This is a genomic window from Rhodoferax sp. GW822-FHT02D07 (assembly GCF_058802405.1).
Map to the genome: position 1 here is coordinate 121,694 of NZ_JBXAOD010000009.1, position 15,216 is coordinate 136,909.

A 15,216-nucleotide genomic window follows, 5' to 3' on the forward strand; every position below is an offset into this window, starting at 1 on the left:
GGGGTGAGGCAGTCGATAATGGCGGTTTATCGCTGAAAAATCGAATCGCAATGGCCCAATACGTTTTCTCCATGAACCGCGTCGGCAAGATCGTGCCGCCCAAGCGCCACATTCTCAAAGACATCTCCTTGAGCTTCTTCCCGGGCGCCAAAATCGGCGTGCTGGGTACCAACGGTTCAGGCAAGTCCACCCTGCTGAAGATCATGGCCGGTGTGGACAAGGAAATCGAAGGCGAAGCCATCCCCATGGCCGGCCTGAACATCGGCTACCTGCCGCAGGAACCCCAGCTCGACCCCACCCAGACCGTGCGTGAAAGCGTGGAAGCGGGCATGGGCAAGCTGTTTGCCGCCAAGGCCCGCCTCGAAGAGGTCTACACCGCCTACGGCGCCGAAGACGCTGACTTTGACGCACTGGCCGCTGAGCAGGCCGAGCTGGAGGCCATCATCGCCACCGCCGGTACGGATTCGGAGCACCAACTGGAAATCGCCGCCGACGCGCTGCGCCTGCCCCCGTGGGACGCCAACATCGGCGTGCTGTCCGGCGGTGAGAAGCGTCGCGTCGCACTGTGCCGCCTGCTGCTGTCCAAGCCCGACATGCTGCTGCTCGACGAACCGACCAACCACCTGGACGCCGAATCAGTAGACTGGCTGGAGCAGTTCCTGCAGCGCTATTCCGGCACCGTCGTCGCTATTACCCACGACCGCTACTTCCTGGATAACGCAGCCGAGTGGATTCTGGAACTGGACCGTGGCTCTGGCATTCCCTACAAGGGCAACTACTCTGACTGGCTGACCCAAAAGGGCGCCCGTTTGGAAGCTGAGCAAAAGGGTGAAGAAGCCCGTGCCAAGGCCCTGAAGAAGGAACTGGAATGGTCACGCCAGAACCCCAAGGCGCGCCAGGCCAAGAGCAAGGCCCGTCTGGCCCGTTTCGAGGAACTGAGCGACTACGAATACCAGAAGCGCAACGAAACCAACGAAATCTTCATCCCCGTGGCCGACCGCCTGGGCAGCCAGGTGATCGAATTCAAGGGCGTGACCAAGTCCTTTGGCGACCGCGTCCTGATCGACAACCTGAGCTTCAACATCCCTGCCGGCGCCATCGTCGGCATCATCGGCCCCAACGGTGCCGGTAAGTCCACGCTGTTCAAGCTGATTGCGGGCCGTGAGCAGCCGGATTCTGGCGAAGTCGTGATCGGCTCCACCGTCAAGATGGCCTTTGTGGACCAGAGCCGCGACAACCTGTCGGACGACAAAACGGTCTGGGAGGACGTGTCGGGCGGACTGGACATCATCAACGTGGGCAAGTTCCAGATGGCCAGCCGCGCGTACTGTGGACGTTTCAACTTCAGCGGTGGTGACCAGCAGAAGAAGGTCGGCATGCTCTCCGGTGGTGAGCGCGGCCGTTTGCACTTGGCCAAGACCCTGATCGCGGGCGGCAACGTGCTGATGCTCGATGAACCATCGAACGATCTGGACGTGGAAACCCTGCGCGCATTGGAAGACGCGCTCTTGGAATTCGCCGGCACCATGCTGGTCATCTCCCACGACCGCTGGTTCCTGGACCGCATTGCGACCCACATCCTGGCGGCCGAAGGCGACAGCCAGTGGACCTTCTTTGACGGCAACTATCAGGAGTACGAGGCCGACAAGAAGAAGCGCCTGGGTGAAGATGGAGCCGCACCGAAGCGGGTGCGCTACAAAGCCCTCAAATAAAAATACAAACCCCGTTGTTGGAACGCTGAAAGAAGAAGAGCCTCACCATGACCCAGCCCTCCGCACAATACGCCGCCCTCTACCAGGCCACCATAGAGGACGCGGCGGCGGGCGGGGAGGCCATCATGGGCAAGCTGGTTGGGGCCACGCGCAAGTCCCTGCACGAGCGCATGCTCAATGCACGCGACTTTCGTGAGCGTGAGCTCCATGAAAATGCGCTCAAGCTGCTCAACACGCGCGAGCCCGAGCTCTGCGAGCAATACCCGCGCGAACTGCTCAGCACCTTCAATGCACCTCTCGCACCAGCTAAAGCGACGGTGCTGAACATGGCCGATGTGCATTTCGACCAGCTCGAATTGATGGACGAGGCCCAGGTGCAGGAGAGCGTGACCATGGCACGCAACCAGCAAATGGCGCTGCTCGCGGCCGAGGCCAGCCTGGCCGAACTCAATACCCTGATTTGTTCCACGCTGGGGCTGGCCACGGTGCGCCCGGAGCGCAACCCGTTGCGCCCGGAGGCCTACCTGCAGGCGCTCAAGCGCGTGGTCGAACGCGCGCCGATTCCTTCTGGCCTGCGCGTGGACTGGCTCAACACCATGGGCGTGGCCCTCGGTGCCGAGTTGCGCGACCTCTACATCCGTCTGGCCGGGCGCATGCGCAGCCAGGGTGTGGTGGCCGCAGGCTATGCCGTCGTGCCCACGCCGGGTGGCGGTACAGCCAGTGGCAGCGCCAGTCGCGGCTCGGCCAGCACGATGTCGCAGGGCGCACCTGGCAGTGCCGAGCGTGAGGCACTCATCGCCAGTGAGATGGCCAATGCGCCACGCACACGCCGGCCGGCCGATCCTGCCTTGTTGACGCTGGACCGGCTGCGCCGCCTGCTGGCGGGTGAGCTGGATCAGCAGGGCACGCCGCACCGCATGGAAGCCTTTGCACGCCAGTTTGCGCGCGAGTTCGAAGGCGAAGACATGCTGGCCGCCCACGCCTCCCACGATGGCGATTACGCCGCCACGATGCCGGCTGCGCTGGAAGCACTGACCGAGATGAAGCAAGTGGACCGCGTGGTGCAACGCCTGGAGCAGCGCCGCAATGCGCCTGCGCGCCCGGCTGTGGCCGGTGGGACGCAACTCGTGAGCGAGGCGATACGTCGCAGCGCCAAGAGTGTGGCCCAGGCGCTGAGCCTGGAGGTGGTCAACCTCATGGTGGACAACATCGCGCGCGACCCGCGCCTGCTTCCGCCCATGCAGGAGCTGGTGCGCAGCCTGGAGCCCGCGCTGATGCGTCTGGCGCTGGTGGACCCGCGCCTCTTTACAGACAAGCAGCACGCAGCACGTGCGCTGATGCAGGAGCTGATTCACCGCAGCTTGGCATTCACATCGGAAAGTACCAACGGGTTCGCCGCCTTCTACCAGGAGGTGCGTGACGCCGTGGCCCCGATGGCTGAGGTGGATGTGCAGGGGCCGGAGCCCTTCGAGATCGTGTTGGGGCAGTTGCGTGCCTCTTGGGAGGCAGCGGCCCGAGTTCGCGAGGCCGCGAGTGCGCAGGCGGTACAGGCTCTGCAAAAGGCAGAGCAGCGCAATCTGCTGGCCGAGAAGATTGCACGCGATATTGACTCGCATCCGGATGCTGCCCAGGTGCCGGATGTGGTGATTTCCTTTTTGTGCGGGCCCTGGGCCCAGGTGGTGGCGCAGGCGCGGCTGCTGGGTGGCGCAGGCTCCAGCGCAGCAGACAAGTACCAGGCCCTGATCTCGGCCATGCTCTGGAGTACCCACCCGGAGTTGGCCCGCAAGAATGTGGCCAAGCTCACCCGTCTGGTGCCCTTGCTGATCAGCACCCTGCGGGAGGGGCTGGAGACCATTCACTACCCCACGACCAAGACCAGCGCCTTCCTGGAGTCCCTCATGGGGCTTCACCAGCAGATTTTCCGCTCTGCTGCGAAGTCCGAGCCCGCGCCGGAACCGGCACCGCCGGCTCCCAGTCTGCCCAAGGTCCGGCCGGTGGAAGATGGCGACCCCTGGGTGGCGCCGGAGGAAGCGCGCGATTCCAACTTCATCGAAATGCCGGACGTGCCCGAGTCCGAAGCGGCGGATGCCGCCACTCAGGAGCCCACGACGGTTCCAGACTCTGTGGTCGATACACCAGCCGCCGCACGCGGTGCGCTGCCGCTGGGCGCGTGGGTGGAGCTGATGACCAACGGCGAATGGGTGCGGACCCAGCTGACTTGGGCCAGCCCGCATGGCACCTTGTTCCTCTTTACCAGCGTGCAGGGCACCACCCAGTCCATGACGCGCCGTACGCACGACAAGTTGGTCGCTGCGGGGCAGTTGCGCGTGATCTCGGCGCAGCCGGTGGTGGATGGTGCGCTGGATGCCGTGGCCCAGCAGGCCATGCGCAACAGCGTGGACTCTACGCTGTAAGGAAGGCCCCCACGCTCCGCCGCGATGCGGGTCGCTGCCCCCCGAGGGGGCTAAGTCCGCTAGGGGCGGCCCGGCGCGGACTTGGCCTCTGTTGCGGGCTCGGTGCCCAGCAGGCGCTGGCGTACCAGTCCGATGTGGTGGCGCAGCGTGTACAACTCGTCGGTGTAGGAGAGCGGCACGATCACCTTCTCTACCCGGGCCTCCAGTGTGGCGAGTTCTTCCAGCAGCTCGGCGGCGCTGGCGTTTTGTTCGTCGAACCGCTCCTCGATCTCGCGCAATTGCGCATACCAGCGGAACACGCGTGAGCGCACGCGGAAGGCATACAGCGGTGGCGCAATCTTGCCCAGCGGCAGCAGCACTGCAATGATGATGCCCAAGGCCAGCCACATGCGCTCGATCAGGTTGGCCAGCGTGAAGGGCAGGTAGCGTTGCAGCGAGGGTGTGCCGGTGCGCATGGTGCGCTCTGCCTCGGGTGCGAGCGGGTACTCTGCATTGCCGGCGTTGGGGAACTCCCGTGTCTTGTTGAACCAGCCCGCCTGTCCGTGGAGCTGGGTGGCGGCCTGCGCGAGCAACTGGCGCAGGGCGGGGTGCAGGTCTTCGCGGGCGAGCATGCTGGTGGTGGTGGCAATCAGTCGCACATCGTGTGCGGGCAGCTTGCGTGCCAGATCCACGATGCCACTGGGCAGGGTGGCCGGACTCACAAAGGGCAGGCGGCGTGCGTAGGCCTCGTTCTGCTGGAAATCTAGCAGGCGGATACCCGGGGTCTGCAGCAGCATCTGCACCATCGGTGCTTCTGGGGCCGAGGCAAACACGATGGCATCAAGCTGGCCCTCCAGCAGCTTCACGGTAGCGGGGGTCTGCTCCAGCCGTGACAGTGTGATGCTCTTGGGCGCAACGCGGTTCATGTCCAGCAGGGTCTGCATCAGCGTGGGCACGCCGCTGCCGGTAGCCCCCACGTTGACACGCATGTGCGCCAGCTGGGTCAGCGAATTGAGCTGGCCGCTGGGCACTACGGCTTTGGCAGAGGCAGTGCGGTAGAACAGCCAGATCGGCTCTACGAACAGATTGCCCAGCGTCACCAGGGATTCGGCATCTTCGTCCTCTGTCAGAGCCGCACTGGTGCCACCTTGCACAAAACCGGCGTCGGCCTTGCCGGAGCGCAACAGTGCCAAGTTGGCCGAAGAGCCTTCTGTGGGCAGCAGTTCCACGTCGATGCCGCTGGCCTGCAGGATCTTGGCGTAGCGCTGGCCGAAATCGGCATAGGCGCTTTGCGCCGGGCCCGTGGCCAGCGTGATCTTCTTGGGCGGCATGGGATCCAGCCACCAGTAGGCCAGCCACAGCAGTGCGGCGGCAGCGATGACAAAAGGGCTGGCCGAGGTCAGCAGGTCGCGTAGCGCGAGCAGCACATAGCGCAGGGTCTTGGGCAGGTGCATGGCCTAGAGTGGGTGCTCGGTGTAAAAGCGTCCACCGTGGTAGAGCAGGGGAGAGGCGCCGGCCCGGTGGGCGCAACGCTCCACCTCACCCACGAAGATCACATGGTCGCCTTCTTCATAGCGGCTGCGGTTGAAGCACTCGAAGGTAGCGACGGCGCCAGCCAGCAGCGGTGCGCCGCTGGTGCCCAGTGTGTAGTCCACGCCCGCGTAGCGGTCGGTGTCGCGCGCAGCGAACTGGCGGGCCAGTTCCTGCTGCTCGGCGCCCAGAATGTTGATGGCGTAGTGCGAGCCCGCGCTGAAGGCCGCCATGGAGCCCGCGCTGCGTGCCAGGCTCCAGAGCACCAGCGGCGGCGCAAGGGACACGGAATTGAAGGAATTGGCGGTGAGGCCGACCAAGGCACCGCTGTCGGTGCGGGCCGTGACGATGGTGACGCCTGTGGCAAACATGCCCAGGGCCTGGCGGAACTCGGCAGGCGAAAACTCGGGCGGGCGCGCTTGCGGCGACAGGGTGGGAGAGCGCATCCCCGCAATTTAACTGCTTTTGGTGTGCAATTCGTCACACATGGGGGCGAAAGTGCGACCAGGTGTGCCACCTACAATGGCTGCATGCGATTTCAATTTCTGGCGCCGCTGCTGGTTGCTATGGTTTCAGTAGCTGCTCACGCAAATTCCACGCGGGCTTGTGCCGATTATTCTTCCAAAATTCCGAATGTAACGCCCGCCCTGTGCGAGGCGGCCAATATGCGTGACATGCAGGGCCGCTCGGTCAAGGGCCGCACGCTCTGGGGCACGGACATTCAGCCCGCCGAGGCGAACTTCCGCGTCCTCGTGGTGGGCGGTATCCATGGGGATGAAATGTCCTCCAGCTCGCTGGTATTCCACTGGATTGGCTTAGCCCAGAAGCCGCCCTCGGACATGTCCCTGAACATCCACTGGCGTTTCGTGCCCTCGCTCAATCCAGATGGTCTGTTTGCCAAACCTTCGCGGCGCACCAATGCCAATGGCGTGGACCTGAACCGTAACTTCCCTACCCCCAACTGGGCACGCGATGCCAAGGAGTACTGGGAGACCCGCACCAAACGCGACCCGCGTCGCTGGCCGGGCAACAAGCCACTGTCCGAGCCGGAGTCGCGCTTTTTGCTGGAGCAGATGGACAGCTTCAAGCCCAACCTCATCGTGAGCGTGCATGCGCCTTACGGCGTGCTGGACTTTGACGGCCCGTCCGTGCCCCCCAGCAAGCTGGGGCGTCTGTATTTGGACCAGGTGGGCATCTTCCCGGGCTCACTGGGCAACTACGGCGGCATCCACAAGCGGGTGCCGGTGGTGACCATCGAACTGCCCAGTGCCTCGCGCATGCCGCAGGATGCGGAGACGCGCCAGATGTGGATGGACCTGCTGCGCTGGACCAGTGAGCGCCTGGGCCCCAGCGTGACGGCGGCCCATTCCCACTAGGCCGTGGCCCCGGCTTTCATGCGGGCTGGAGCTGCCCGCCTGCTTTCTCCAGCCAGACCTGCAGGTTGGCCAGCAGGTCGGTCTGGCTGAAGGAGCAGCTTTCTTCGCTGAACAGGGCGCTGGATTCCAGCCGGTCCAGCAGCTGCAATAGCACCTCTCCGTAGCGCGGCGGCAAGGCGGCCAGCAAGGCATCCTGCGTGCGTGCCAGGGCCGACAGTGCATGCGGCGTCATGCTGCCGGCCTGCAACTGCTGCAGGGCCGTGGCCACGGTGGCCAGTTGGGCGTGTGCGGCGCTCACCGTCAGTGGCCCAGGATCTTGGAGAGAAAGTCCTTGCTGCGCTCGCTCTGCGGGTTGTTGAAGAACTCGTGCGGCGTGTTCTGCTCGACGATCTGGCCCTGGTCCATGAAGATCACGCGGTCGGCCACGGCCTTGGCAAAGCCCATTTCGTGGGTCACGCAGACCATGGTGATGCCCTGGTTGGCCATCTCGATCATCACGTCCAGCACTTCCTTGATCATCTCCGGGTCCAGCGCCGAGGTGGGTTCGTCGAACAGCATGATCTTGGGCTTGAGGCATAGGGCGCGCGCAATCGCCACGCGCTGCTGCTGGCCGCCCGAGAGCTGCAGCGGGTACTTGTCGGCCTGGTTGGCAATGCGCACGCGTTCCAGCTGGTGCATGGCCTTCTCCTCGGCTTCCTTCTTGGGCATCTTGCCCACCCACATGGGCGAGAGCGTGAGGTTCTCCAGCACCGTGAGGTGGGGGAATAGGTTGAACTGTTGAAACACCATGCCGACTTTCTTGCGCACGTCGTCGATAGCCTTGATGTCGTCGGTGAGTTCCACGCCATCGACCACGAGTTGGCCCTGCTGGTGTTCTTCGAGCCGGTTGATGCAGCGGATCAGCGTGGACTTGCCCGAGCCCGAGGGGCCGCAGACCACGATGCGTTCGCCCTTGGTGACGGTCAGGTCGATGTCGCGCAACACATGGAAGTTATTGCCATACCACTTGTTGACTTTGTTGAAGGTGATGATGGGTTCAGACATGGGAATCCTTGGCGTTCTTTAGCGTTGCTTGCTCTTGTTGACCTGTTTTTCAATCCACAGGCTGTAGCGCGACATGGAGAAACAGAATGCGAAGTAGATCAGGGCGATGAAGAGGTAGCCCTCGATCTTGTAGGGGCGCCAGTCGGCATCCGAGTTCAGGGCCAGGCTCATGGCGCCGGTGAGCTCATAGAGGCTCACGATGGTGACCAGGGAGGTGTCCTTGAAGGTGGAGATGAAGTTGTTCATGATGCCCGGCACCACCATGGCCAGGGCCTGCGGCAGCACGATCTTGCGCTGCGTTTGCCAGTAGGACAGGCCCAGCGTGGCCGCGGCTTCCACCTGCCCCTTGGGAACGGCCTGCAGGCCACCACGAATCACCTCGGCCATATAGGCCGCGGCAAACAGCGTGATGCCGGCCAGCACGCGCACCAGCACGTCGATGGAAAAGCCCTGCGGCATGAGCAGCGGGAACATGAACGACGCCATGAACAGCACCGAGATCAGCGGCACGCCGCGGATCAGCTCCACATAGATGGTGCAGAAGCTCTTGATGGCGGGCAGGCGCGAGCGCCGGCCCAGTGCGATCAGCAGCGCAATCGGGAAGGCCATGGCCATGGACAGCGAAGACAGCAGAAGCGTGAGTGGCAGGCCGCCCCAGCGGTCGGTGTCCACCCGGCTCAGGCCCAGTACACCGCCGTACATGACGACGAAGAAAAAGCCCAGCACGGCCACCCAGGCCAGGCCCAGCCAGGCCTTCCAGAAGGCGCGCATGCAGCTGCACACCAGGAGCGTGAGCAGCAGCAGTGTGGCGATCAGCGGACGCCATTGCTCCTCGAAGGGGTAGCGGCCAAAGATGATGATGCGGAACTTCTCCGCCACCACGCCCCAGCAGGCGCCCGCACCCTCGACGTGGCAGGCATCGAAATTGGGCACCCAGACCGCGTGCACCAGGGCCCAGCCCAGCAGGCGCGGCACAAAGGTGAGCAGGACGGCGAGCACGATGACCGTGCCCAGGGAGGTCTTCCAGTCGCCAAACAGGTTGTGGCGGATCCAGGCCACCAGCCCCTCGGTCTTGACCGGGGCCGGGCGTGCCGCAATGGGTTCAAAGGTGTGTGCGCTCATGGTTCAGCGTTCCTTGATGGCGGCGCGGGCGTTGTACCAGTTCATCGTGATCGAGGTGAACAGCGAGGTACTGAGGTAGACCAGCATGATGATGGCGATGCACTCCACGGCGCGGCCGGTCTGGTTGATGGCGGTGTTGGCAATCGACACCACATCGGGGTAGCCGATGGCCACGGCCAGCGAAGAGTTCTTGGTCAGGTTCAGATACTGGTTGGTGATGGGCGGAATGATCACGCGCAGCGCCTGCGGCAGCATGACCAGGCGCATGGTGTGGCCGCGCGACAGGCCCAGGGCGGCGGCAGCCTCGGACTGGCCCAGCGCCACCGACTGGATACCGCCACGCACCACCTCGGAGACAAAGGCCGCGGTGTAGACCGTCAAGCCCAGCAGCACGGAGAGGTACTCGGGGGTGAGCGCGCCGCCGTTCTCGATGGCGAACTCGCCCTGCACCGGCACGTTCATGGCCATGGGCGCGCCGCCCAGCAGCCAGCCCAGCAGGCCGGTTCCCAACACAATCGCCAGCGGCACCCAGAACATGCTCTTGGCCCGGCCTGTGGCCTCGAAGGCTGCGCGGGCCCAGCGGCGGTAGCCCCAGGCCAGCGCCATGCCAGCCAGCAGGCCCCAGGCGCCCCAGACATGGCCGGTAGTCCATTCGGGAATGGGGAAGTTGATGCCCCCCTTGCTCAGGAAGACGGGGCCGACTGACAGCGGTTCGCTGGAAGCGGGCAGCACCTCGGTGAACATCAGGTACCACATCAGCAGTTGCAGCAGCACCGGGATGTTGCGGAAGAATTCGACGTACGCGGTACACAGGCCGCGGATCAGCGCGTTGCGCGAGAAGCGGCCCACGCCGATCAGCGTACCCAGGATGGTGGTGAGGATGATGCCCACCACGGCCACACGCAGGGTGTTGACGAAGCCCACCAGGTAGGCGCGCCAGTAGGACTCACCCGAGTCGAAGGCAAACAGGCTCTCGCCAATGTCAAAGCCCGCCGGGCTGGAGAGAAAGTCGAAGCCGCTCTGGATGCCACGCAGCTTCATGTTGGTGGTGGTGTTGTGCGCCAGGTAGAGCACCGTGGCCAGCACCACCACGACGGCGATCACCTGGTAGAGCAGGCCGCGGAATGCCTGGCTGCGCCAGGACCACGACTTTTTGGGCGGAGGGGAAGAGGGAGTGGACATGGCAGCCCTTGGGTGAACGGGAAAACTCGCAAGCCTTGAAGAAAAGGGCAGCGCAAGGTGTTGCGGCTGCCCTTTTTCTATGCAAAGTCAGTCAGAAACCGCTTCGCAGATTCAACTCAGCGAACCGGAGGTGCGTACTGCACGCCGCCCTTGTTCCACAGGTTGTTCAGTCCACGCGGCAGTTGCAGTGCAGACTTGGGACCCACATTGCGTTCGAAGATTTCGCCGTAGTTGCCGGTGGTCTTGACTGCACGGGCCAGCCATTCCTTGTCCAGACCCAGCAGTTTGCCGGTGTCTTCGGTGGAGCCCAGCAGGCGGCCGATGACCGGGTCCTTGCTGCTGCCCTTGAGCTCATCCACATTGGCCTGAGTCACACCGTATTCCTCGGCTTCCAGCAGGCCATAGATCACCCACTTCACGATGGTGGTCCACTCGTCGTCACCACGGCGGACCATGGGGCCCAGGGGCTCCTTGGAGATCAGCTCGGGCAGGATGATGTGGTCGGCAGGGTTCTTGGCTACCTTGTTGCGGGTGGACGCCAGGCCGGAGGCGTCGGTGGTGTAGGCCACGCAGCGGCCGGAGAAGTAAGCGCCTTCGGCGGCTTCGAGCTTCTCGAACACGATGGGCTTGATGCCCAGGTTGTTGGCCTTGGAGTAGTCGGTCAGGTTCTTTTCGGTGGTGGTGCCGGACTGCACGCACACGGTCTGGCCCTTGAGCTGCTTGGCGCTCTTGAGCTTGCTCTTGACGGGCACCATGAAGCCCTGGCCGTCGTAGTAGGTCACGGCAGTCTGGGTCAGGCCCAGGGAGGCGTCACGGGTAAGCGTGAAGGTGGTGTTGCGCGACAGAACATCGATTTCACCGGACTGCAGCGCAGTGAAGCGGGCCTGCGCGTTCAGGGGTACGTACTTCACCTTTTCGCCATCGCCCAGGGTGGCGGCGGCCAGCGCACGGCAGACATCCACATCCAGACCGGTCCACTTGCCGCTGGAGTCGGCTGCGCCAAAGCCGGCCAGGCCGGTGTTCACGCCGCACACCACCTGGCCACGGGCCTTGATGGCGTCCAGCGTCTTGCCGGCGTGGGCGGGGGCGGCCAGCACGGCGCCCAGTGCGGCAACCAGGGTGGCCAGTGTTTTCAGTCGTTTGATCTGCATAAAAGTCCTCTCCATATGAATTGAGTTGGCGGCCTGCACCACTGTGGTGTGTGCCACCCGTTTCCGACGCTGAACTGTAGCGCCGTCATGGGGGCGGCCCATGCGGGTTTACCATCGGCGCAAATACAGAAAACTCATAATCTAATGCCTTGCGGCGCCCGCCCATAGTGCGTGGAATTAGCAGAATCCATGCCATGCGCGGTCACCGTGCAAGCCCGTACCAGCCCTGCGCCAACGGGTATCGCTTCCAAGGAGCCCCCATGTTTGAAACCGCCATCGCCGGCAGCCTGCCCAAACCCGCCTGGTTGTCCGAAACCGAAAAACTCTGGCCGCAATGGAAGCTGGCCGGCCCCGAGTTGCAGCAAGCCAAGGCCGACGCCACGCTCCTATGGATCAAGGCGCAGGAAGACGCGGGGCTGGACGTGGTGGGCGACGGTGAGCAAAGCCGCCAGCACTTTGTGCACGGCTTTCTGGAGCAGGTGGAGGGCATCGACTTCGAGAACAAGGTCACCATGGGCATCCGCAACAACCGCTACGACGCGCAGGTGCCCCAGGTCGTTGCGGAGCTGCGCCTCAAGGGCCGCGTGCATGCGTTTGAAGCGCAACTGGCGCGCGCCCACACCAAGAAGAAACTCAAGTTCACACTGCCCGGCCCGCTGACCATTGTGGATACCGTGGCCGACCGCTTCTATGGCGACAAGAAGAAGATGGCGTTTGCCTTTGCCGAGTTGCTGAACCAGGAAGCCCTGGCCCTGCAGGCCGATGGCGTGGACATCATCCAGTTCGACGAGCCGGGCTTCAACGTCTACATGCAGGACGCCGTGGACTGGGGGGTGCAGGCACTGGAGATTGCCGCGCGCGGCCTCACCTGTACGACGGCCGTGCACATCTGCTACGGCTACGGCATCAAGGCCAATAACGATTGGAAGGAAACCCTGGGCCAGGAATGGCGCCAGTACGCGCAGGTGTTCCCCGCGCTGGCCGCCAGCAGCATCCAGCAGGTGAGCCTGGAGTGCTACCACTCCCATGTGCCGCCGGATTTGATGGCGCTGCTGAAAGACAAGGACGTGATGGTGGGCGTGATCGACGTGGCCAGCGACGTGATCGAAACCCCCGAGCAGGTGGCCGACACCATTGGCCTGGCGCTGCAGCATGTGCCCAAACACCGCATCTTCCCCTGCACCAACTGTGGCCTCGCTCCCATGAGCCGGGAGGTAGCGGTTAAGAAGCTCGAAGCCCTGGCCCAGGGCGCCGCGCTGGCGCGGCAGCGCTACGGGGCATGATCAAGAGTATTTTAGGCCTCTAGCCCACGTGGAATATGCGCTGGTAGCTACTAAAACCGTAGCATTCCGCGCGGTGACATGTCTTAGCCCTTGGCCACTTCCAGCACCAGCTTGCCAAAGTTCTCGCCGTTGAAGAGCTTGAGCAGCGTGTCGGGGAAGGTCTGCAGGCCCACCACCACGTCTTCCTTGCTCTTCATGCGGCCGTCCTTCAGGTAGCCAGCCATTTCGGCCACGGCTAGGTGGTAGCGGTCGGCGTAGTCGAAGACCACGATGCCTTCCATGCGCGCGCGGTTCACCAGCAGGCTCAGGTAGTTCTTGGGGCCTTGCACGGCGGTCGTGTTGTTGTACTGGCTGATGGCGCCGCAGATGATGATGCGGGCCTTGCGGTTGATGCGGGCCAGCACGTCGTCGAGGATTTCGCCGCCCACGTTGTCGAAGTAGATGTCAACGCCGCCAGGGCAGTGTTCCTTCAGGCCTGCGCGTACGGCGCCGGGGCCGGCCTTGTAGTCGATGCAGGCGTCAAAGCCCAGCTCCTTCACCACCCAGTCGCACTTGGCCGGGCCACCGGCAATGCCGACCACGCGGCAGCCCTTGATCTTGGCGATTTGGCCCACGGTCTGACCCACGGCACCGGCCGCGCCCGACACCACCACCGTCTCGCCGGCCTGGGGCATGCCCACGTCCATCAGGCCAAAGTACCCGGTCATGCCGGGCATGCCCAGCACGTTGAGCCATTGGGTGAGGCTGCCGGCGCGCAGATCGATCTTGACCAGGCCGGCGCGCTTGAAGTCGGCCGGCGCCAGTGTGATGTATTCCTGCACGCCAAAGCCCGCGCTCACGTGGTCGCCCACGGCGAACTTGTCGCTCTTGCTGGCCACCACCACGCCCACGCCACCGGCGCGCATGACTTCACCAATGCCCACGGGCGGGATGTAGCTCTTGCCTTCGTTCATCCAGCCGCGCATGGCGGGGTCCAGGCTCAGCGCCAGGGTCTTGAGGGTGACGCCGCCCTCGGCCGGTTCGGCCACGGGTTCGGTGGTGTGGCTCCAGTTGGCGGCGGTGGGCATGCCCACGGGGCGGGCGGCCAGGCGGATCTGGTGGTTGACTAGGTTGGCGAGGGACATGGCAGGCTCCGTAAAAGGGGAGGCGGGCACGGGGTGCCGGCCGGGAGCGCATGGTAGCGCCGGCCCCTGCCTGCCGGGGGAACCTAGGTGACAAGCGGTGGGGAGCTCGCCCTAAAACAGTCCTGGATCAGTGCGCCATGTAGCGGCCCTTTTGGTGGTTGGTCGCCAGCGTCTGGTTCAGGAGTACGGCGCCCAGAACGCTCAGGGCAATGTGCTGCCAGTCGGTCACGGCAAAGGCCAGCAGCACGATGGTGGCGTCCAGCGCCATCTGGATGCGGCCGGCGCGCCAGCCACGGCTCTCCTGCAGGTACAGCGCCAGCACATTGAAGCCGCCCAGGCTGGCCCGGTGGCGGAACAGGATGAGCATGCCCGTGCCCATGAGCGATCCGCCCACCAGCGCGGCCGCCAGCGGCTGGAGCTGCGAGAAACCCATCCATTGGGGCAGCAGATTGGTCAGCAGCGTGAGCAGGGCCACCGCCGCAAAGGTCTTGAAGGTGAAGGCGCGGCCCATGCGTTTCCAGGCCAGTGCGTAGAAAGGCAGGTTGATGGCGAAGAAGATGAGGCCGAAATTCCAACCCGTGGCGTAGTGCAGCCAGAAGGCCACGCCCGCCGTGCCGCCCGTCAGCAGGCCCAACTGCTTGAACATCAGTACCCCCAGCGCCACAAAGGTGGTGCCCGTCAGCAGGGCCAGGATGTCTTCAAAAGGGCGGTGGCGCAGGGCGGCGGGGTCTATGGACATGGTGTGGGCAGGGGTCAGTGGGGGGCACAGCCACCGCTGCCGCACCCGTGAATCGCCTGCGCAGGCAGGCGTTCGGGCTGGGACAGCTGGCCGGTCGCCGGATCGTAGCCAGCCGAACGCAGGTGCAGTGCCAGCGACGCGTCCATGGTCTGCGCATGCTGGGGAAACCACAGGCCCAGCTCGTGCGCCATCTGGCGCACCACGGCCAGATCGCCGCCATGGCCGCGCGCCTCGCCCTCGCGCATCACCTGCAGAATGATCTTGTGCTGCGTGGCGTGGCAGTTGTTGGCGGCAAAACCGGTGTCGCGCATCCACTGGTCTTCGCGGTCAAAGTGGTCCTGCGTGTGGGCAATGAGTGCGGCCCAGCGCGGCAGCAGCAGCGCATCCGGAGCCTGCACCACCTCGGCCAGCAGCGCCACAAACTCCTGGTGGGTTTCGTCCATCACGGGCATGTCCAGGGCCAGCGCGTCGCTCCATTGCAGGGGCGCGTCTTGGGTATCGGGGATAGGTGCGGTCAGGGTCATGGGGCGTCTCCAGAAAGGGATGCGCCAGATTAGCCA

The 15,216-nt window shown here is 64.3% G+C and carries 14 protein-coding genes; 4 read left to right on the top strand and 10 right to left on the bottom strand.

The genetic code is table 11. The features are described from left to right. Positions 1-50 precede the first annotated feature (50 nt). Both ettA and AC1RNN_RS18405 read left to right on the top strand, forming a co-directional pair. On the top strand, positions 51-1,712 hold the full coding sequence (gene ettA, locus AC1RNN_RS18400; protein ID WP_493090739.1) for an energy-dependent translational throttle protein EttA: 1,662 nt from the start codon (positions 51-53) through the stop codon (positions 1,710-1,712). Between the two features lie 47 nt (positions 1,713-1,759). Continuing rightward, entirely contained in the window at positions 1,760-4,126 is a 2,367-nt protein-coding gene (locus AC1RNN_RS18405; RefSeq protein ID WP_493090737.1) for a DUF1631 family protein, read from the top strand. Between the two features lie 59 nt (positions 4,127-4,185). Here AC1RNN_RS18405 and AC1RNN_RS18410 read toward each other — a convergent pair whose 3' ends face one another. Continuing rightward, positions 4,186-5,553 (bottom strand): TAXI family TRAP transporter solute-binding subunit, encoded by a 1,368-nt coding sequence (locus AC1RNN_RS18410; protein WP_493090893.1) that lies wholly within the window; start codon positions 5,551-5,553, stop codon positions 4,186-4,188. Positions 5,554-5,562: 9 nt separating this feature from the next. After that, entirely contained in the window at positions 5,563-6,081 is a 519-nt protein-coding gene (locus AC1RNN_RS18415) for a flavin reductase family protein (RefSeq protein ID WP_493090736.1), read from the bottom strand. A gap of 219 nt (positions 6,082-6,300) precedes the next feature. Between AC1RNN_RS18415 and AC1RNN_RS18420 the strand changes: the two genes are divergently transcribed. After that, entirely contained in the window at positions 6,301-7,011 is a 711-nt protein-coding gene (locus AC1RNN_RS18420; RefSeq protein WP_493090734.1) for a M14 family murein peptide amidase A, read from the top strand. 16 nt (positions 7,012-7,027) lie between these two features. Here AC1RNN_RS18420 and AC1RNN_RS18425 read toward each other — a convergent pair whose 3' ends face one another. The 5 genes from AC1RNN_RS18425 to AC1RNN_RS18445 form a co-directional block, all read right to left on the bottom strand. Beyond that, a complete protein-coding gene (locus AC1RNN_RS18425; protein WP_493090732.1) occupies positions 7,028-7,309 on the bottom strand; it encodes a hypothetical protein in 282 nt (93 codons plus the stop codon). Positions 7,310-7,311: 2 nt separating this feature from the next. Beyond that, positions 7,312-8,055: an amino acid ABC transporter ATP-binding protein gene (locus AC1RNN_RS18430; protein ID WP_493090730.1), complete on the bottom strand. Its 744-nt coding sequence runs from the start codon at positions 8,053-8,055 to the stop codon at positions 7,312-7,314. 18 nt (positions 8,056-8,073) lie between these two features. Further along, on the bottom strand, positions 8,074-9,177 hold the full coding sequence (locus AC1RNN_RS18435) for an amino acid ABC transporter permease (protein ID WP_493090728.1): 1,104 nt from the start codon (positions 9,175-9,177) through the stop codon (positions 8,074-8,076). A gap of 3 nt (positions 9,178-9,180) precedes the next feature. Further along, on the bottom strand, positions 9,181-10,359 hold the full coding sequence (locus AC1RNN_RS18440; protein WP_493090726.1) for an amino acid ABC transporter permease: 1,179 nt from the start codon (positions 10,357-10,359) through the stop codon (positions 9,181-9,183). A 116-nt stretch (positions 10,360-10,475) separates the two neighbouring features. Then, positions 10,476-11,510: an amino acid ABC transporter substrate-binding protein gene (locus tag AC1RNN_RS18445; protein ID WP_493090724.1), complete on the bottom strand. Its 1,035-nt coding sequence runs from the start codon at positions 11,508-11,510 to the stop codon at positions 10,476-10,478. Positions 11,511-11,770: 260 nt separating this feature from the next. Here AC1RNN_RS18445 and AC1RNN_RS18450 point away from each other — a divergent pair, with 260 nt between their 5' ends. After that, the gene (locus AC1RNN_RS18450; protein ID WP_493090722.1) at positions 11,771-12,793 is read left to right on the top strand and encodes a methionine synthase; all 1,023 of its coding nucleotides are present in this window, start codon (positions 11,771-11,773) and stop codon (positions 12,791-12,793) included. Between the two features lie 83 nt (positions 12,794-12,876). Here the strand turns inward: AC1RNN_RS18450 and AC1RNN_RS18455 are convergent, their stop codons facing one another. From AC1RNN_RS18455 to AC1RNN_RS18465, 3 genes are all read right to left on the bottom strand, one after another. Further along, positions 12,877-13,917, bottom strand: a complete 1,041-nt coding sequence (locus AC1RNN_RS18455) for an NADP-dependent oxidoreductase (protein WP_493090720.1) — start codon at positions 13,915-13,917, stop codon at positions 12,877-12,879. 127 nt (positions 13,918-14,044) lie between these two features. Continuing rightward, entirely contained in the window at positions 14,045-14,656 is a 612-nt protein-coding gene (locus tag AC1RNN_RS18460) for a YitT family protein (RefSeq protein ID WP_493090718.1), read from the bottom strand. A gap of 14 nt (positions 14,657-14,670) precedes the next feature. Further along, a complete protein-coding gene (locus AC1RNN_RS18465) occupies positions 14,671-15,180 on the bottom strand; it encodes a hemerythrin domain-containing protein (protein WP_493090717.1) in 510 nt (169 codons plus the stop codon). Positions 15,181-15,216 lie beyond the last annotated feature (36 nt).